Annotated in this window: 17 protein-coding genes and 1 pseudogene; 9 read left to right on the top strand and 9 right to left on the bottom strand. The window is 58.1% G+C overall.

The annotated features are described in order from the left end of the window. The first annotated feature begins 28 nt into the window (after positions 1–28). Complete coding sequence (locus LPQ25_RS00295; protein WP_002923147.1) at positions 29–1255, top strand: LysR family transcriptional regulator; 1227 nt, start codon at positions 29–31, stop codon at positions 1253–1255. Here the strand turns inward: LPQ25_RS00295 and LPQ25_RS00290 are convergent. The 3 genes from LPQ25_RS00290 to LPQ25_RS00280 all read right to left on the bottom strand — a co-directional run bounded on the left by LPQ25_RS00290 (position 1252) and on the right by LPQ25_RS00280 (position 5051). Then, positions 1252–2514: a gallate dioxygenase gene (locus LPQ25_RS00290; RefSeq protein ID WP_002923152.1), complete on the bottom strand. Its 1263-nt coding sequence runs from the start codon at positions 2512–2514 to the stop codon at positions 1252–1254. The genes LPQ25_RS00295 and LPQ25_RS00290 overlap by 4 nt on opposite strands. 13 nt (positions 2515–2527) lie before the next feature. Next, entirely contained in the window at positions 2528–3898 is a 1371-nt protein-coding gene (locus LPQ25_RS00285; protein WP_002923153.1) for an MFS transporter, read from the bottom strand. A 211-nt stretch (positions 3899–4109) separates the two neighbouring features. Beyond that, the gene (locus LPQ25_RS00280) at positions 4110–5051 is read right to left on the bottom strand and encodes a LacI family DNA-binding transcriptional regulator (protein WP_002923154.1); all 942 of its coding nucleotides are present in this window, start codon (positions 5049–5051) and stop codon (positions 4110–4112) included. Between the two features lie 293 nt (positions 5052–5344). Here LPQ25_RS00280 and LPQ25_RS00275 point away from each other — a divergent pair, with 293 nt between their 5' ends. From LPQ25_RS00275 to LPQ25_RS00260, 4 genes and pseudogenes are all read left to right on the top strand, one after another. Further along, a complete protein-coding gene (locus LPQ25_RS00275; protein ID WP_014906745.1) occupies positions 5345–5659 on the top strand; it encodes a PTS sugar transporter subunit IIB in 315 nt (104 codons plus the stop codon). An 11-nt stretch (positions 5660–5670) separates the two neighbouring features. Beyond that, the gene (locus LPQ25_RS00270; RefSeq protein WP_002923156.1) at positions 5671–6993 is read left to right on the top strand and encodes a PTS cellobiose transporter subunit IIC; all 1323 of its coding nucleotides are present in this window, start codon (positions 5671–5673) and stop codon (positions 6991–6993) included. 97 nt (positions 6994–7090) lie between these two features. Beyond that, positions 7091–7393 carry a PTS lactose/cellobiose transporter subunit IIA gene (locus tag LPQ25_RS00265; RefSeq protein ID WP_002923158.1) on the top strand — a complete coding sequence of 101 codons (303 nt, stop codon included), beginning with the start codon at positions 7091–7093 and terminating at the stop codon, positions 7391–7393. A gap of 144 nt (positions 7394–7537) precedes the next feature. Continuing rightward, a pseudogene (locus LPQ25_RS00260) lies at positions 7538–8916 on the top strand (carbohydrate porin). A 319-nt stretch (positions 8917–9235) separates the two neighbouring features. Here LPQ25_RS00260 and phnV read toward each other — a convergent pair. The 5 genes from phnV to phnR all read right to left on the bottom strand — a co-directional run bounded on the left by phnV (position 9236) and on the right by phnR (position 13925). After that, entirely contained in the window at positions 9236–10033 is a 798-nt protein-coding gene (gene phnV / locus LPQ25_RS00255) for a 2-aminoethylphosphonate ABC transport system, membrane component PhnV (RefSeq protein ID WP_004145044.1), read from the bottom strand. Positions 10034–10035: 2 nt separating this feature from the next. Further along, positions 10036–10896, bottom strand: coding sequence for a 2-aminoethylphosphonate ABC transporter permease subunit (gene phnU / locus LPQ25_RS00250; RefSeq protein ID WP_002923191.1), 861 nt, complete (start codon positions 10894–10896; stop codon positions 10036–10038). Continuing rightward, a complete protein-coding gene (gene phnT / locus LPQ25_RS00245) occupies positions 10896–12008 on the bottom strand; it encodes a 2-aminoethylphosphonate ABC transport system ATP-binding subunit PhnT (RefSeq protein WP_004150258.1) in 1113 nt (370 codons plus the stop codon). Before phnT ends, phnU begins: the two co-directional genes overlap by 1 nt. 5 nt (positions 12009–12013) lie before the next feature. Then, positions 12014–13027: a 2-aminoethylphosphonate ABC transporter substrate-binding protein gene (phnS, locus tag LPQ25_RS00240; RefSeq protein ID WP_014906744.1), complete on the bottom strand. Its 1014-nt coding sequence runs from the start codon at positions 13025–13027 to the stop codon at positions 12014–12016. Positions 13028–13205: 178 nt separating this feature from the next. Continuing rightward, positions 13206–13925 carry a phosphonate utilization transcriptional regulator PhnR gene (gene phnR / locus LPQ25_RS00235; protein ID WP_004145049.1) on the bottom strand — a complete coding sequence of 240 codons (720 nt, stop codon included), beginning with the start codon at positions 13923–13925 and terminating at the stop codon, positions 13206–13208. Positions 13926–14066: 141 nt separating this feature from the next. Between phnR and phnW the strand changes: the two genes are divergently transcribed. Together phnW and phnX are read left to right on the top strand one after the other, a co-directional pair. Continuing rightward, positions 14067–15170, top strand: coding sequence for a 2-aminoethylphosphonate--pyruvate transaminase (phnW, locus tag LPQ25_RS00230; protein WP_014906743.1), 1104 nt, complete (start codon positions 14067–14069; stop codon positions 15168–15170). Positions 15171–15179: 9 nt separating this feature from the next. After that, positions 15180–15989, top strand: coding sequence for a phosphonoacetaldehyde hydrolase (gene phnX, locus LPQ25_RS00225; protein ID WP_014906742.1), 810 nt, complete (start codon positions 15180–15182; stop codon positions 15987–15989). Here the strand turns inward: phnX and nepI are convergent. Beyond that, on the bottom strand, positions 15986–17179 hold the full coding sequence (gene nepI / locus LPQ25_RS00220; protein ID WP_009485057.1) for a purine ribonucleoside efflux pump NepI: 1194 nt from the start codon (positions 17177–17179) through the stop codon (positions 15986–15988). The two genes, phnX and nepI, sit on opposite strands and share 4 nt — an antisense overlap. Before the next feature lie 211 nt (positions 17180–17390). On the opposite strand from nepI, the gene LPQ25_RS00215 reads away from it, so the two are divergent. Both LPQ25_RS00215 and LPQ25_RS00210 read left to right on the top strand, forming a co-directional pair. After that, the gene (locus LPQ25_RS00215; protein ID WP_014906741.1) at positions 17391–17750 is read left to right on the top strand and encodes a type II toxin-antitoxin system RelE/ParE family toxin; all 360 of its coding nucleotides are present in this window, start codon (positions 17391–17393) and stop codon (positions 17748–17750) included. Beyond that, positions 17734–18057, top strand: a complete 324-nt coding sequence (locus LPQ25_RS00210) for a helix-turn-helix domain-containing protein (RefSeq protein ID WP_004173862.1) — start codon at positions 17734–17736, stop codon at positions 18055–18057. Before LPQ25_RS00215 ends, LPQ25_RS00210 begins: the two co-directional genes overlap by 17 nt. Positions 18058–18081: the final 24 nt, after the last annotated feature.

The following is an 18081-nucleotide window of genomic DNA, read 5'->3' as shown; positions in this document are numbered from 1 at the left end:
TCACTCACTTTTTCAGGCCTGACGAACAATGCTAAAGAGAAAGCACGATAAAATTATAAATATCATGCAGCTGCGCTTTTTCTGTCAGGTCGCGCTGCGCGGTAGCGTCTCACGCGCGGCCGATGACTTATTCCGCACGCAGTCAGCGATAACCCGGGCTATTCGCGATCTTGAAGCCGCGTTGAACGTCACGCTGTTCGAACGCCATTACAGCGGCATGGTGCCCACCGAGTATGGAAAGTGCATCCTGCCGCGCGCCCGGCGGGCGATTGACGACCTGCAGGCCATCCCGGCGCTGCTGCAGAAGCACCATACCCGCAGCAGCGGCCCGCTGGCGGACGCCGGCTGGCTGTTCAATACCCGCCGCTTAGCCATTTTTATTCAGCTCTATCACGTCAACCATACCCAAACCGTCGCGCAACAGTTGGGGATCACTCAGCCGGCGGTCAGTGCCGCGCTGAAGGTCCTGGAAAAAGGAGCGGATTCGGCGCTATTTCGCCGGACGCCAGAGGGGGTGCGTCCCACGCCTGCCGCAGAGCTACTCTATCCCCCGGTGAGCAGAGCGCTCAACGAGCTGGAAAACATCTGGAGCGATCTCGCTGCCCGTCGCGGGGTGCTGGAGGGCACCGTGCGCATTGGCGCCCTGCCGCTGAGCCGGACCCGGCTACTGCCCTCCGCCATCGCCGCCTTTCTGGCCCAGCACCCGGGCATCACCCTCATGACCAATGAAAGCCCGTATGAGTCGCTGGTCGCCGATATGCGGGCAGGTAATATTGATTTTATTATCGGCGCCCTGCGCCAGGATGAAGATCTCCCGGACCTCTGTAGCGAAGCGTTATTCGAAGAGGATATGTTGATTTTACTGCGTAATAACCACCCGCTGCTTCGCCATCCGGACCCGCGCAGCCAGCTGGCGACAGCGCAATGGGTGCTGCCGCGCGCCAACGCGCCGGCGCGCAATTTGCTGGATAAGGCGTTTGTCACCCTGGGGCTGCCGCTGCCCCAGCCGACGGTAGAGACCGGGGATGCGGCGATGGTGCGAGGATTGCTGCAGGGCTCCGACATGCTGGCGGCGGTCTCCGCCAGCCAGATGCGTTTTGAAACTGACAATGGGCTGCTCAGCGTGTTGCCGGTTCCCCTGCCCGATACCACCCGGCGTATCGGGCTGACGTTTCGCGCCGGCAGCCTGCCCTCCCCGGCGACGCAGGCGCTGTTGCGTTTTATTTATCAGCAGGTTCAGGACGGGGCCGTTTAACGTTTACCCGCCACCGAATAGGTTACCTGCTGGTTGCGCGTTTGCTGAAACGCCTCCAGCGTCTGCCCGCGCATCGCGGCGTAAATATGCAGGTTGGATACGCCGACCACCGCGCCCATTTTCTCCAGCAGGAAGAAGCTGGCGCCATACTGAATTAATCCCCGCCAGTCGCGCGCGTTGAGCAACTGCTGTTCCTCCTCACTCAGTCCGGCTTCGGCATAAAGCGACTGAGGCGACTGCAGAAAACGTTCACGCCAGGCAGGCTCAATCAGCCGATGCAGGAAACGGTTAAGCCGCAAGCCATTCAGGCTGCGCTCGTGGGTAAAAGGATAGGTTCCCGGCAGTTTCTCCACCCCGGCCAGCTGCTGCGCCATATGCTGGCGATGGCGCGTCAGGGTATCGACGGGGGGCAGGCGCGCATTGTTCTCAAGGATCAGCGTGGCGATACCGGTCATCGACGGCAGGTAATAATCGCGCCAGGTTTCGGTGACATTGGCTGATAGCGCGCCGCGCATCACCAGCCACATGATCACTTCGGACCCCTCCATCCCCCCCAGCTCGGCATATTCGCCAAGGGTCATTTCGGTAAGCTTTTCCGGGTCATTAACCAGCATATCAACAAACTGGGCATCCCAGTCGGGATTATTAAATCCGCAGCGCTCGCCATGAACCTGATGCGAGAGCCCGCCGGTCGCGACAATCGCCACATTGATATCTTCCGGGAAGCTTTCAATCGCCCGGCGCAGCGCCTGGCCGAGTTTGTAACAACGGCGCGCGCTTGGTACTGGAAATTGCAGCACGCCGATCTGTAACGGGATCACCGCCGTCGGCCACCCCTGCGCTTCATCCCAGGGCAACAGTGCCGAAAGCGGCGAGAAAAGGCCGTGGTCGAGCTTTTTATCCATAAAGAACGACATATCAAACTCGTCGGCCATCAGGCTGGCGCCAATGTGCCTTGAGAGCGCCGCGTTGCCCTGGACCGGCGGCAGGCAGCGCGGTCCGCCGCCCTCATCGGCAACGTCATATTGACTATCGATTCCCAGCGTAAAAGTCGAATAGTGATCGAAGAAAAAGGCGGTCACATGGTCATTAAAGATGTACACCAGCGCATCCGGTTTTTTCTCCTCCAGCCAGCGCTGCAGCGGTTCGAAGCTCTGGAAGATCGGCGCCCACGCCGGGTCCTGCTGTTTATGATGATCGACCGCGAAGCCGATAGTCGGGGTATGAGAGACGGCGATACCGCCGAGAATGTTAGCCATCAGATAACTCCACTTATCGGTGTTCGAGGGGGGATGACAAAGCGTCAAGTTCTGCCTCTGTGAGTCGAGGCTTAGCGTGATTCATACGGTGCAACAAAATACAGATCCCCGCCAGGCAGGCCGGCAGCGCAAGCACCAAAAAGATCGACGAGTGTCCCGGCACTGCCAGCATCAGCATCCCGCCCAGCGTGGAGCTGAGGATAGCCCCGGTACGGCCGATACCATGCATCCAGCTGACTCCGGTAGCGCGGATCTCGGTTTGATAATAGGCGGGCGAATAGGCCTGCAGACCGTTCTGCGCGCCGTTAATGCACATCCCGCTGATAAAAATCAGCACCGACAGCGCCGCCGAACCGAAATCCATCACCCCCTGGGACAATAGGCACAGACAGCCGAGGAAATAGGTTGCCGCAATGACGGCTTTCGCCGAAGCGCGATCCATCAGCATACCGACAAGGATCCCGCCCAGCGGGCCGCCGAGCTGGAACAAGCCGGTCATCATCGCCGCCTGCTGCAGCGACAGCCCGCCGGAGCGGAGAATGGTTGGCAGCCAGCCGTTCAGCAGGTAAATCACGAACAGCCCCATAAAATAGGTTAACCACAGCGCTATCGTGCCGCGGGCATAGCCATGCCGGAACAGCTGCGCCACTTTGCTGCTCCGCGTGATGGGCGGCGCATTCAGCTGGAAAACGGTTTCAGCCGTAAACTGGCCCCCAAGCCGGTTAAGCGCCCTGGCAATCTGCTCGCCCGGTAGTCGGCGCGCCACCATGTTCATCGCCGACTCTGGCAACATCACGATCATAAAGGGGAGCACCACGAGCGGCAGCACGCCGCCAAAAACCAGCGCCGAGTGCCAGCTGTAATGCGATAACAAACCGGCGGCGATAAAGCCGCCGAGGCCGGAACCCACGTTAAAACCGCTGTACATCAGGGTGATCATCACCCCTTTACGCCGCTCCGGCATATATTCCGCCACCAGCGTGACGCAATTGGGCATCACCGCGCCAAGGCCAAGGCCGGTGAGAAAACGCATCAGCGCCAGCTGCGTCGGGCTTTGCGCCACGGCGCCGGCCAGGCTGAACAGCGCAAACAGCGCCACCGACCAGAGTAAAATTCGCTTTCGGCCGTAGCGGTCAGAAAGCGGACCCGCTACCAGGGCGCCAATGGCGACGCCGAACATGGCCGCCCCAAGAATCGGCCCCATTTCGGCCCGGCTGATGCCCCAGTCCTCGATGAGCGCCGGGGCGACAAAGCCCATCACCGCGGCGTCATACCCATCCAGCATAATGATGATGAAACAGAGCAGCAGCACGTTCCATTGAAAGCGCGAGACCGGGCGGGTATCTATCCACGCTTTCACATCGACAACGTTCGTGTGATTCATAGGGTGACTTCCTCAAGCAGGCGGTACGAATGTTCTGGTTAGTGTTTTTTGAGTGGAACTTTCGTACTCAACTTAAGGCAGGTCACGCAGGCTGTCCGGTTCGAAAATCCGGCGTCAGATATGAGTTTTATTTATAATGTGAGGGATACGACAAAAACCAGCCAGCAAAAAACCCGCAGCCAACGGCGGCGGGTCAGGGCAAGAGCAGCGTTTAGTGCTTCGGAATAATTAAATCGCCGCGCAGCGGGCTGCCGCCCGGGTTGTCCGTTTTCTCGGTCAGCCAGTTGACGATCCGCGACGCCATCGCGTCCATGGAATATTCAATCGCCGGGATAGTCGGGATACCGGGCAGCTGTAACGATCCGGCGAGGCTAAACACCATGACATTTTGCGGAACGGCGCGGTTAAACGCCTGCAGCTGCGGCACCACGCGCTGCGCCTGCTGTTCATCGCTCACCAGCAGCGCGTTAAAGTTCAGCGTCGTGGCGTTATTGACCAGCTCCTGCACCGCCACCGACGGCGAGGTGTTATCCAGAAACACCAGGTTGCGATTAAACGGCAAAAAGTTTTTTTCCAGCGCGTGCTTGTAGCCCAGCAGCACCTGGTCGGCAAAGCCGCTGCTCTGCGGATGAATCAGTGCAATCTGCCGTCTCCCCTGGCTAATCAGATAGTGACAGGCGGTTTCGGCGGCGAAAGCATGATCGAACTGAATACTGTTGTCGCCTTCGCTATCGAGGCAGTCCACCAGCACCACGTCCGGGCGGTTAATATTCAGAGGAAAACGCGCGCCGATGATTAGCACGTTATCGCACAGCCCGCAGGTCAACTCCTCCAGAGAGTTCATCACGCCGTGGCTGGTGTTGGCGAAGCGCAGCAGCAGGTGTTTCTGGTGCTGGCTGAGCTGTTTTTCCAGGGCGTAGAGATAGCTGGTGGTTTGGTTGATGTTGTCCTGGGCGCAGATGACGCCGATGCAGCCGGTGGACTGGCTGAGCAACGACTGGGCTATCATGTTTGGCCGGTAATTGAGCGCTTCCGCCGCCTGCAGCACCGCCTGACGACTGGCTTCCTTCACGCCACGTGAGCCGCTCAACACTCGCGACACCGTGGCTTTGGAAACCCCGGCAAGTCGTGAAACATCATTGATTGTCGACATCATTTTCCCCTGCGCGGGCGCCGCGTCCCGCCAAAATCCTGTAAACCTGAATCGCTTCAATTGTGACCAGCGCAGTATATCCATTTCGCCATTTCTTTGGAAACCGATTTTCCATTTCAGCGCAAAACATCGCCAAATCGACAGAATAATGTGAGCGAAATCCAATAAATCCGCCCTATAAGCAGGAGATCTTGACCACTATCACAGTTCTGCTTTTTATAAATGGAAACCGGTTTCCGTCTGATATCAAATCACCCACGCAATAACTTTTTACATTTTGAGGATGGTCGTCGATGTACAAGATTATGCTGTGCTGCTCTGCCGGGATGTCCACCAGTCTGCTGGTCAGAAAGATGGTTCAGGCGGCGAATGAACGTGACCTGCCGGTGCAGATTGACGCCTATGGCGTTTCCGAATTTGACATGCAGTTTCCGCAGTATCAGGTGGTGTTGCTTGGCCCCCAGGTGAAATACATGTTGAAAACCCTGTCTGACAAAGCGGCTTCCCTGAACATTCCCGTTCAGCCCATCGATACGATGGACTACGGTATGCAGCGGGGAGACAACGTCCTGAATTATGCTCTGTCGCTGATCCCAGCGGCGCACTGAGAGGTGTTGAAATGAGTTCTCTGTATCAGTCCATGATTGCCGTGATCGAGCAATCTATTACTCCGCTGGCAGGACGCCTTGGGCAGCAGAAATACGTTATCGCTATCCGCGATGGCTTCACTGCCGCCTTGCCGTTTATGATCATCGGCTCTTTCATGCTGGTATTTATCTTTCCGCCGTTTTCACCCGATACCACCAACGGCTTTGCCCGCGGCTGGCTTGATTTCTCCCAGCACTACCGCGAACAGCTGATGCTGCCGTTTAACCTCAGCATGGGCGTGATGACCTTCTTTATCTCGGTCGGCATTGGCGCCAGCCTCGGTCGTCAGTTTCAGCTCGATCCGGTGATGTCCGGTCTGCTGGCGTTTATGGCTTTCCTGCTGGTCGCCGCGCCCTATGCCGATGGCAAAATTTCCACTCAGTATCTGTCCGGTCAGGGCATTTTCACCGCGCTGATCACCGCCATCTACTCCACCCGCGTTTACGCGTGGCTGAAGCAAAACAACATTACGATTCGTCTGCCGAAAGAGGTCCCCACCGGCGTCGCCCGTTCGTTTGAAATCCTGATCCCGGTGCTGGTGGTTATTGCGACTCTGCATCCGCTGAATCTGTTTATCGAAGCGCAGACCGGGATGATCCTGCCGCAGGCGATCATGCATCTGCTGGAGCCGCTGGTTTCCGCCTCCGACTCGCTGCCGGCGATTTTGCTCTCTGTTCTGATGTGCCAGATTTTCTGGTTCGCCGGTATCCACGGCTCGCTGATTGTTACCGGCATTATGAACCCGTTCTGGATGGCCAACCTGTCGGCAAACCAGGCGGCGCTGGCGGCTGGCACGGTACTGCCGCACGTCTACCTGCAGGGCTTCTGGGATCACTATCTGCTGATTGGCGGCGTCGGTTCTACCCTGCCGCTGGCCTTCCTGCTGCTGCGTAGCCGGGCCACCCATCTGCGCACCATCGGCAAGATGGGCATCGTGCCGAGCTTCTTTAATATCAACGAGCCGATTCTGTTCGGGGCGCCGATCATCATGAACCCGATGATGTTTATCCCCTTCGTCTGCGTACCGATGGTCAACGCGGTGTTGGCTTACGGCGCGACGCGTCTTGGCTGGCTGAGCCAGGTGGTCTCGCTGACGCCGTGGACTACGCCGGCCCCAATTGGCGCGTCGTGGGCGGCTAACTGGACCCTGAGCCCGGTGGTGATGTGTCTCATCTGCATGGTGATGTCGGCGGTCATTTACCTGCCGTTCCTGCGCGCTTATGAACGTTCCTTAATGAAAACCGAAGTTGAGAAAGCCAAAAATAGCGTTCCGGTAGCAGAAACCGTTAGCTAATCCCTCTCCTTCCGGAGAGATAATAAGATGACAGCGTAATAATGCAGAAAATGGACTTTCACTGCATTATTAAATAATAAATACCTCAGGAATACACATGATTGAATTAGAAGATGCGGTAATGGAAATTATCGTTAATGCGGGACAGTCACGCTCATTATGTTTTGAAGCGCTGCATGCGGCCCGAACCGGAAATATCGACGAAGCGCGCTTACTCTTAAACGAGGCCGACGGCTACGCCCGCCGGGCGCATCAGATGCAGACCCAGCTCATCGGGCAGGATGCCGGTGAAGCGCGTCAGCCCATGACGCTGATTATGGTACATGCCCAGGATCATTTGATGAATTCGCTGCTGGCCCGCGAGTTCTCAGAAGAATTAATCCATCTGTACCAGCGTTAATTAATATGGAATAACGTTAGCGAGAATATTATTCTCCGGCGTCGCTGTACCCTAAAAAACAAATCAGCTTATTTTGGCTATTTATTCTAGCCAGAATGGGATGGTTATTATCTGAAATATATTAATTATTAAAGCGAGATAACCATGAATACTGTAAAAAAACTGCCTTTAGCCATGGCGGTGGTCGCCGCGCTGTGCCCAATTTCTGTCATGGCGCAAGAATTTACGCAGGAACAGATCGACGCCATCGTCGCCAAAGCCGTTGATAAAGCGCTGGCCGACCGCCAGGCAAAAATCGACGCCGCGGCCAACAAAAAGGTCGACGTGATTACTAACCCGGAAACCACCGCCGCCTCGCCGGATATGGCCATTCCGTTCGGCCTCAAGTTCAGCGGCTACGCCCGCTATGGCGCCCACTTCCAGACCGGCGACCAGAAATATGTCGGCGTCGACGGCTCCTATAACGGCGCCTCGGCGATCGGCCGTCTGGGCAACGAAAGCAACGGCGGCGAATTCCAGATCAGCAAGGCCTTCAAAAGCGCGCAGGGGCTATCTGGGATCTTAACGTGATGTTCGACCACTGGAGCGACGAAGTTAACCTGAAGAAGGCCTACGTCGGCGTCACCAACGTGCTGGAATCCAACCCCAACGCCTATATCTGGGCCGGCCGCGACTTCCACCAGCGTCCGCAACAGGGGATCAACGACTACTTCTGGATGAACCACGACGGCCAGGGCGCCGGGGTGAAGAACTTTGATATCGGCGGCGTGCAGTTCGACGTGGCGGCGGTCTCGCAGGTGAAATCCTGTAGTCCGGAAGTGATGGCCGACGAGACCAACCCGTCGCGCATCACCTGTACCGGCAGCTCCGACACCGGCGACAACGGCCACTACGCGCTGACCACCAAAACCCACAACATCAAGGCCGGGCCGATCGACGTCGAGGTGTACGCCAACTACGGCTTTGATTCGAAGGCGGTGGACAGCGACGCGCGTCTCGAAGCCTGGCAGGGCGGCCTGGTGCTGAGCCACACCAACGACAGCGGGGTAAACAAGGTGATCCTGCGCTACTCCGACAACTCGGATAACAGCGTCTACAACAAAACCGACGACCTGACCACGGTCTACGCCAGCTTCGAGGGCAGCCATAAGTTCACCCAGCAGGCGCAGGTGGAATATCTGCTGGCCTTCCACGACTACGACAACGGCAAGGATAATACCGACAACCGTAAAAACTACGGCGCCATCGTCCGGCCGATGTATTTCTGGAACGATGTGCACTCCACCTGGCTGGAAGCGGGCTACCAGCGCGTGGATTACGACCAGGGCGGGGATAACCACGGCTGGAAGCTGACGCTGTCGCAGAACATCGCCATCGGCATGGGGCCGGAGTTCCGCCCGATGCTGCGCTTCTACGTGACCGGCGGCCAGGTGGACAACGAGCATACCGCGAAGGTCAACAATACCAAAGACCAGCAGCTGGATTCGCTGAACGTCGGCGGGATGTTTGAGGCGTGGTTCTGATGCGAGAGCGTTGTTGAAGGAGCGTTCCCGGCTGGCGCTACGCTTAGCCGGGCTACAACTGGTGCGCTCCATTTATGCCGGATGGCGGCATACATGCCTTATCCGGCCTACGTTCCTTCCTGCGGGCTCCCCCTGTAGGCCCGCGCAAGCGCAGCGCCGCCGGGCAGGACACTTCAAGCTCCGTACCTGTGGTTGTGCCGGATGGCGGCATCAATGCCTTATCCGGCCTACGTTCCTTCCTGCGGGACCCCACCCCAGGACCGGCAAGCGCAGCGCCGCCGGGCAGTCAGACCCGTGCCCTGGTGGCGTCATCAATTCTTTATCTCTGGCTTAATCGGCGGGCGATACGCTCAAGCTTCATCATCAACAGCAGCGTGACGCCCACCAGCACAATGGTCAGCGCCGAGCCATCGGCGATATTGCCGCGATCGGTGAGGCTGAAAATGGTCACCGGCAGCGTCGTCCAGCCCGGCGGATAGATCATCACCGTCGCCCCTAGCTCTCCCATCGACAACGACAGGCTCAGCGCCAGCGCCGAGATCATCCACGGCGTCATCAGCGGCAGCGTCACATGGCGCAGGCGATACCACGGCGAAGCGCCCAGGCTGGAGGCGACGTTTTCAATATCAGCGGAAATACGCGCCAGCCCGGTCGTTACGTTGCTGAAGGTAAAGGCGGAGATCAGCACGAAGTGCGCCGCCAGAACGATAAAGAAGGTGCCGTTCATCTGCAGCGGCCCCTGGCTGAACGCCACCAGAATGCCCAGCCCGACGGAAACCGAGGGGATGGCGCTGGGCAGATAAAACGCCAGGCCAAGATATTTCTGTAGCGTCGCGCCATACTGGCGCAGCGCCAGCGCCGCCCACATCCCGCACAGCAGCGCCAGCAGGCTGGCGCAGAAGCCTACCATCAGGCTCGAAAACAGCGAATCCCACGCCGCGCCGCGAAAGGCGTTAACAAAGTGGGCAAAGGTAAAGCCGGTGGGCAGCAGGCCGTTCCATTGTTTACTCAGGCTGGAGAGTAAAATCACCGCCAGTGGCAGCAGGAAAACGCCGGCAAAAAGCGTCACCGCCAGCGCGCCCGCCGCCGCGCGGCCTTTACGCGACCAAATCAACATCGTTAACTCCTTACGCCAGTGCGCGCCGCCGCCAGCCGATAGAGCATAAACAGCCCCAGCGACAGCAGAATATTGATCAGCGCAATCATGCAGGCCACGCTGTAATCCGACTCCAGAATCGCCTTGCTGTAGACCATCATCGGCAGGGTATTGACCCCTTTGGCGCCAATAAACAGCACGATCCCGAACTCGTTAGTGGTCAATAGCAGGCACAGGCTGCCGCCCGCCATCAGCGCCGGGAGCGCCGCCGGGAAGATAACCTGGGTAATCACCCGTAACGGATGAGCGCCGAGAATACTCGCCGCTTCCAGCTGGCTCTTATCTATCTGCCGCAATCCCGCCATCAACGGACGCATCACCAGCGGCGTAAAGACGGTAATCTCCGCCAGAATCACGCCGTTAATCGAATAGAGGAAGTCTACCGGCGGCAGTTCAAAAGCAAACAGCGCCATCAGGGTGCCGTTGAGCAGCCCCGCCGAGCCGTAAATAAAGGTGAACGCGAGAGTGATAAGAAAGGTCGGCAGCGCAATAAAAGTATCAATGACCCGGCTCACCAGTTGGCTGCCGGGAAACGGAATAAACACCAGAATCAGCGCCAGGACGCTGCCGAGCACCAGACAGCCAAGGGTAGCGAACACCGCAATCTGTAAGGTATTGAGCAACGCGCCAATAAAGCGTTTTGAGTCAATCACCTGCCAGAAGGTCTCGAGGCTCAGGTTGCCGCTGGCGTCGCGCAGCGCCTGTTCGGCGATCAGCAGCAGCGGATAGAAAAACAGCGTCGCCAGCACCAGCAGCGGCAACGCCAGCCACAGGTAAGGGCGTAGGTTTCGCGCCGGACGCGCAAGCGTGAGGGTTTGCGCCATCATTGCACCTCGATCAGAACCGCATCGCCAGGTTCGAAGTAGAGCGCCAGCTTGTCCCCCGCGCGCGGCAGCGGGTTCACGTGGGTCATGACGATCCGCACCGCTTCGCCCGCGACGTCGCACAGCAGATGCGTCAGATCGCCCTGCCAGTGTACCGACGTCAGGGTGGCGTTGAGACGATTACTGGTTGCCGATCGCGGCGCCAGGCTCATGTGCTGCGGGCGAATGCATAACAGCTTGTTGTTGCCATGCAGGCCGCCCCGGCTGAAGGCGTTAATCAGGCCGCCGCCACAGCTCACGCTAACCAGCCCCGGCTCGGGGCTGTCTTTCAGCGCCGTCGCCTGCAGAATATTGGCGCGGCCGAGGAATTCGGCGCTAAAGCGGTTCGGCGGATAGTGGTACAGCTCGTGCGTTTCACCGTGGGCGATCAGCGACCCGTCTTTCATGATGCCGATTTTGTCCGCCAGGGTCAGCGCTTCGGTCTGATCGTGGGTGACGTAGAGAATGGTGAGCTCCGGCAGTTCGCGATGCAGACGGGCAATCTCTTCCACCATGTTATGGCGAATTTGCGCATCCAGCGCCGACAGCGGTTCATCAAGCAACAGCACCCGAGGACGCACGGCAATCGCGCGGGCTATCGCCACGCGCTGCTGCTGGCCTCCGGAAAGCTGATGCGGGTAGCGGGTGGCGTAATCCGCCATGCCGACGATTTTTAAGGCTTCAGTCACCCGCTCGGCGATAAGCCCCCTGGGCTGCTTTTGCGCCCGCAGGCCGAAGGCGACGTTATCTTCCACCTTCATATGCGGAAACAGCGCGTAGTTCTGCACCACCATCGCCAGCCCGCGTTTGTACGGCGGCAGCTGGGTGACGTCCGTATCGCCGATCAGGATCCGCCCGCCAGCCGGTTGCACAAAACCGGCAATCGCCCGCAGCACCGTGGTTTTCCCGGAACCGGAAGGGCCAATCAGCGCCAGCACCTCACCGGGCTCAATGGTCAATGACAGCGGTTTTAAGACCACGTTGCCGTGGTATGAAACGCGCAGCGAGTCCAGGGTGATCCCGGACGTCCCCGCCAGCGACGGGGAAGAAGTGACGGTGGTTTTCATCAACATCAGGCTTACTCGCTATCGGTCACTTTATGCCAGCGGGCAATGTCAGCCGACAGCGATACCGCGACATCGTCCCAGTTAGGTTCCCAGCTCTTCACGCCGTCGAGCGCCGCTTTCGCCGCCTTAAAGTTAGCATCATCCGGCGCTACATCGCTGCGTACCGGCAGGCCCCAGGAGCGCGCGCTGACGCTGGATTGCGCCGGTTTATCCAGCAGGAAATTGATCAGCTTTTTGCCGTTTTCGCTGTTCGGTCCGTTCTGTACCAGCCCGATGGTGTAGGGCAGCGCCAGCGCGCTGCGCTCGCCTTTATCATCCGCCGGCCAGAAAATTTTAACGTTCGGGTTACGCGCCATCTGCGACAGGTTCATCTGCAAATCGCCGTTGGCGACGTACAGCTCGCCTTTATTGACCAGCGCCGTCAGCTTACCGGTCGAGGCCGATGGGCCAACGTTATTGGCCTGCAGCTTACCCAGATACGCAAAACCGGCGTCTTTACCGCCGAGGCTATGGAACGCCTGCAGCATCACCGCGGTGCCGTCCCCCGCCTGGCCCGGCGTGGAGTACTGCAGCTTATTCTTAAAGCGGCTATCCAGCAGATCCTGCCAGCTGGCCGGCGCGGTTTTCAGCAACTGGCCGTTATAGATGAAGGTCAGATAGTTGTTCACCAGCGGCGAATAGCGGTCATTGGCGCCGGGGATCTGCGCGCTGCCCTGTGGGGTAAAGGTGGCCAGCAGCTGCTCTTTCGCGGCGCGCTGGATAAACGGCGGCACCGTGACCAGCACATCGGCCTGCGGATTGGTGCGCTCCTTCGCCAGACGCTCGACGATCGCGCCAGAGCCGCCTTCCACATACTGCACTTTGATGCCCGTCGCTTTGGTGAAGGCGTCAAACTGGCTCTGATACCAGCTGTTATCGCCGTCATGCAGGCCGTCGGCGGAGTAAACCGTGACGACGCCGTCCGCCCAAACCGGAGAGCTGGTCAGCGCGAACAGGGACAGCAGAGCAAGTCGGGAGAGTTTCATCGTTTAAGCCTCATCGGATAGTTAGTTATTCTGGTGTAGACCAGATTTGCCTTCACGCTACCGAGGGTTTATGACAAAACGATGAAAGAAGTGTGTCGAAGGAGTTAAAACGAGCGGGATGCGTAGCCCCGGTAAGCGCTAGCGCCACCGGGGAGATCAAAAAATTTAACTAATAAAATCAATGGGTATCGACTTCGATCCGCAGGCTATCATGCCGCCAGTATTCGATATCATAATCAAGAATACGCCCATGCTGATCGTAATTCAGCCGGCGCAACAGCAGCGCCGGGCGCCCCTCCATCACCCCCAGCGCCTCGGCGGCCTGCGGCGGCATTGAGGTGGGATAAAACGACAGATGCATACTGGTATAGATCAGGTCGTAGTGAGTTTGATAAATCTCGGTCAGACTGCCGTTGAGATCGTGGCGCAGCAGCTCAGGCACCCGCGCGGGCAGACAGTGGTTTTCGCAGTAGCATACCGGCCTCCCGTCGGCATAGCGCAGCCGGGTCAGCAGGTAGACCTGATCGAAGGGCTGCAGCGCCAGCGGCGCCATCACATCCAGCGGCACGGCAGCCAGGCGGCCATCAAGCAGCACCGTTTTCGGTTCGCGCCCCTGTTCGAGACACAGCTTGTGGAAGTTGGTATTTTGCGTCGGATCCAGCCACAGACGCTCCGGCGTCACAAACCAGCCGCGGCGGTCGGCGCGGTAAATCACGCCGCTGGCCTCCAGCTGCGCCAGGCTCTCACGCACCGTAATCCGCGTCGTGTTGAACAGCGCGCACAGCTCGCGCTCGGAAGGCAGCTTGTCGCCGCTTTTGAGGGCGCCGTTTTGAATACGCGCCTGCAGCTGCGCCTTAATCATCAGGTATTGCGGCATCTCGCCAGAGGGTGATTTCATGTTTACTCACTGCCACTTTTCGTGCGCTCATTATACATAGCCAGATGAATTTTTTGTTGCAGCGCCACATTTCCTTTGACCCTTTCCCGGCTTTGTCTCCATGATAACTATAAATCTGGTATAGACCAAATGGTGAGACAAATGACTTCACGAAATTACCTGCTGCTGACCCCCGGCCCGTTAACCACCTCCCGTACGGTGAAAGAGGCGATGTTGTTCGATAGCTGCACCTGGGATGATGATTACAATCTCGGCGTGGTACAGACCATTCGCCAGCAGCTGGTGCAGTTGGCTACCCCGGCCGACGGTTATACCGCAGTGCTGCTGCAGGGTAGCGGCAGCTACGCGGTCGAAGCGGTGCTCGGCAGCGTCATCGGCGAACAGGGCAAAGTGCTAATCGTCAGCAATGGCGCCTATGGCGCGCGTATGATTGAGATGGCGCAACTGATGGGCATCGCCTGCCACCCTTACGACTGTGGCGAAGTCTCCCGTCCGGACGCGGCCGCGATCGAACAGATCCTGCAGAACGACCCGGCGATCACCCATATCGCGATGGTACACAGCGAAACCACCACCGGTATGCTGAATCCGATCGAAGAGGTGGCCGAACTGGCGAAACGGTACAATAAACGCTATATCGTCGATGCGATGAGCAGCTTCGGCGGCATTCCACTGGATATCGCCGCGCTGAATATTGATTACCTGATAAGCTCCGCCAATAAATGCATTCAGGGCGTGCCGGGCTTTGCCTTCGTGATTGCCCGTGAAGCGGAGCTGGCCGCCTGCAAAGGCCGTTCACGCTCGCTGTCGCTGGATCTGTACGCCCAGTGGCGCTGCATGGAGGACAACCACGGCAAGTGGCGCTTCACCTCGCCGACACATACCGTGCTGGCCTTCGCCCAGGCGCTGAAAGAGCTGGCGCAGGAGGGCGGCGTCAGCGCTCGCCATCAGCGCTACCGCAACAATCAGCGCCGGCTGGTCGCCGGGATGCGCGCGCTCGGCTTCCGGCCGCTGCTCGACGATAGCCTGCACTCGCCGATCATTACCGCCTTTTATTCACCGGATGCGCCGCAGTATCGCTTTCACACCTTCTACCAGAAGCTGAAAGATCAGGGCTTCGTTATCTATCCGGGCAAAGTATCGCAAAGCGACTGCTTCCGCATCGGCAACATTGGCGAAGTCTACGACGCCGATATCACCGCCCTGCTGGCGGCTATCAACAACGCCATGTACTGGAAACAATAAGGAACCGCCATGAACCGTATTAGCGCACTGATCCTTGACTGGGCAGGCACCACCGTAGACTTCGGCTCTTTCGCCCCGACGCAAATCTTCGTCGAGGCCTTCCGCCAGGCCTTCGATATTGAGATGACCCTTGAAGAGGCCCGCGTGCCGATGGGGCTTGGCAAATGGCAGCACATTGAGGCGCTGGGCAAACTCCCTTCTGTCGACAGCCGCTGGCAGGCCAAATTCGGCCGCGCGATGACGGCCGCGGATATCGATGCGATCTACGCCGCGTTTATGCCGCTGCAAATCGCTAAGGTTGTCGATTTTTCCGCACCAATAGCAGGCGTGGTCGACACCATCGCCACGCTGCGCGCCAAGGGCCTGAAGATCGGCTCCTGCTCGGGCTATCCGCGTCCGGTGATGGAAAAGCTGGTACCGGCCGCCGCCGCCCAGGGCTACGCCCCGGACCACTGGGTCGCCACCGATGACCTTGCCGCCGGCGGTCGTCCGGGCCCGTGGATGGCGCTGCAGAACGTGATTACCCTGGGCATAGACGATGTGGCCCACTGCGTGAAGGTCGATGATGCCGCACCGGGCATCAGCGAAGGGTTACATGCCGGGATGTGGAGCGTCGGGCTGGCGGTGTCCGGTAACGAATTCGGCGCTACCTGGGAGGAGTACCAGGCGATGTCGAAAGCGGAAATCGCCACCCGCCGCGAGCGGGCGGCAGACAAACTGTATGCCGCCGGGGCGCATTATGTGGTTGATACCCTGGCGGACCTGCCGGAAGTGATTGCCGACATCAATGCCCGGCTGGCAAAAGGCGAGCGGCCTTAAGCGGGTGAATTCACCTTCACTTTGGCCGCCACCAGCAGGCCGGTAAACAGCATCAATATCCCTGACAACACCAGCGGCGACAGCAGCCCTAAGTGGTCAAGCGCAATGCCGCCGACCGCGGCGCCGCAGGTGTTGGCCAGCTGGATCACCGCCACCTGAATCGACCCGGCTTTTTCCGCCTGATCGGAGAGCGAACGGGTGATCCACGTTGACCACCCCACCGGGATCAGCGCAAACGCGAAGCCCCAGATAATCGCCACCGTCGAGGCGATGATTTTGCTCTCTCCCCACAGCACCAGCGCCACCGCGCAGGCGGTCAGCACCAGCGGCGCGATCGCCAGCGCCGCTTTTACCGAACGCTTGAGCAGCACCGAGGAGAGCGAGGTGCCGATAAAGCTGGCGATACCAAAGCTCAGCAGCACCAGCGTCAGGCCGTCGACATCAAACCCGGCGAGGGTCATGTAAACCGGGCGAATATAGGTAAAGAAGGCGAACTGTCCGGCAAAGGCCATGAAAATGGCGCACATTCCGGCCATCACCCCCGGACGCTTCAGCAGACCAAACATATTTTGCTGCTGAGAAGCCGATTCCCCGGGCAGCGACGGCAGCGCTTTCAGCACCCAGAGCGTACACAGCACGCCCATTACCGCCGCGCCGTTAAAGACGTTGCGCCAGCCGATAAGCCCGCCAAGGAAACTGCCCAACGGGGCGGCGATCACCAGCGCGATTGATACCGCGCCGAAGATAATCGATAGCGCTTTCGGCACCACGCGCATCGGCACCAGCCGCATGGTCAGCGAGGCCGACATTGCCCAGAAACCGCCGAGCGCCAGGCCCAGACAGGCGCGCCCCAGTAGTAGCAGGGTGAAGCTATCAGCGAAAGATACCAGCAGGCAGGAAAAGGTCAGCAGCAGCGAAAACAGAATAACCACATAGCGGCGATCGGTTTTACCTATCACCGTGGTGATAAACAGGCTGGAAAACATCGCGACGAATGCCGTCGTCGTCACCGACTGCCCGGCCATCCCTTCGGAGATGCCTAAATCCAGCGCCATCGGCGTCAGCAGGCTGACCGGCAAAAACTCAACGGTAATCAGGCAGGCAACGCAGAAAGCAACCGCGAAGACCGCCGACCAGTTTGGCCGGGCGAGATCGCGTGCATGGGGTTTGGTTTCATTTGAATGACTCATGAGTGACCTGCGAAGAAAGTGGCGGAAAGCTGCGCAGTGTAACATTTTGTATGTGACGTACTTAACGTTTTCGCAACTCTTCTCGCTTTTCATAAGAGGATGCGTAGCTGCTCGCATGTTTAAAAAAACGATGCTCGCTATCGCTTTAACAAATCTCAGGAGAATTTAATATAGCACCATGTGCTATACTTTTAACGACAGGATGTCAGCAATGCGTATCTTTAAAACCAAATGGTCCGCCAGAGAGGCTAGCTCTCATGGCATTTCCGACAACGAGCTCTATCAGGCAATTCAATCTGCGCTTCAGGGCAAAGTGGTTGATTTAGGAGGAGGGGTTTATAAAAAGCGACTCAACAAGAATCGCGATCGCGCAATCATCCTTACCAAAAGCGCAGAGTATTGGTTTTATACCTTTCTATATGCCAAACAGGATATGGCCAATATCAACCATCGCGAATTAATGGGGTTTCGTGAGTTAGCAAAACACTATGCCAATCTCTCTGAAGAGAAAACGACGGCCTTAGTTAAAAGTAAAGAATTAGTGGAGATTTGCGATGACAGCAAAAAATAAATACAAAAGCCCGGCTTTCGAAGCGATCCATAGCGCTGCGTCGGGGCTATTCAGCGTTGGCGCAATCCCACAGGAAACAATGCGCCATTTTGATGAATCATGTCTCGGTAGCGTAGCCGCACTTCAACCCATTGAAATTAAAGCGCTACGTGAACAACTCAATGTTAGCCAACCCGTGTTCGCTCGTTATCTGAATACCAGTGTGTCTACCGTGCAAAAATGGGAGACTGGCGCTAAACGACCGAGCGGAATGTCATTAAAATTGCTTAGCGTCGTACAAAAACACGGCCTGAAAATCCTACTGTAGTTATCCTGCCGGATGGCGCTTACG

It is taken from the genome of Klebsiella sp. KPN54798, assembly GCF_021184225.1.
In the GTDB taxonomy this organism is placed as follows: domain Bacteria; phylum Pseudomonadota; class Gammaproteobacteria; order Enterobacterales; family Enterobacteriaceae; genus Klebsiella; species Klebsiella pneumoniae.
This window is presented reverse-complemented; position numbering and strand designations above follow the sequence as displayed.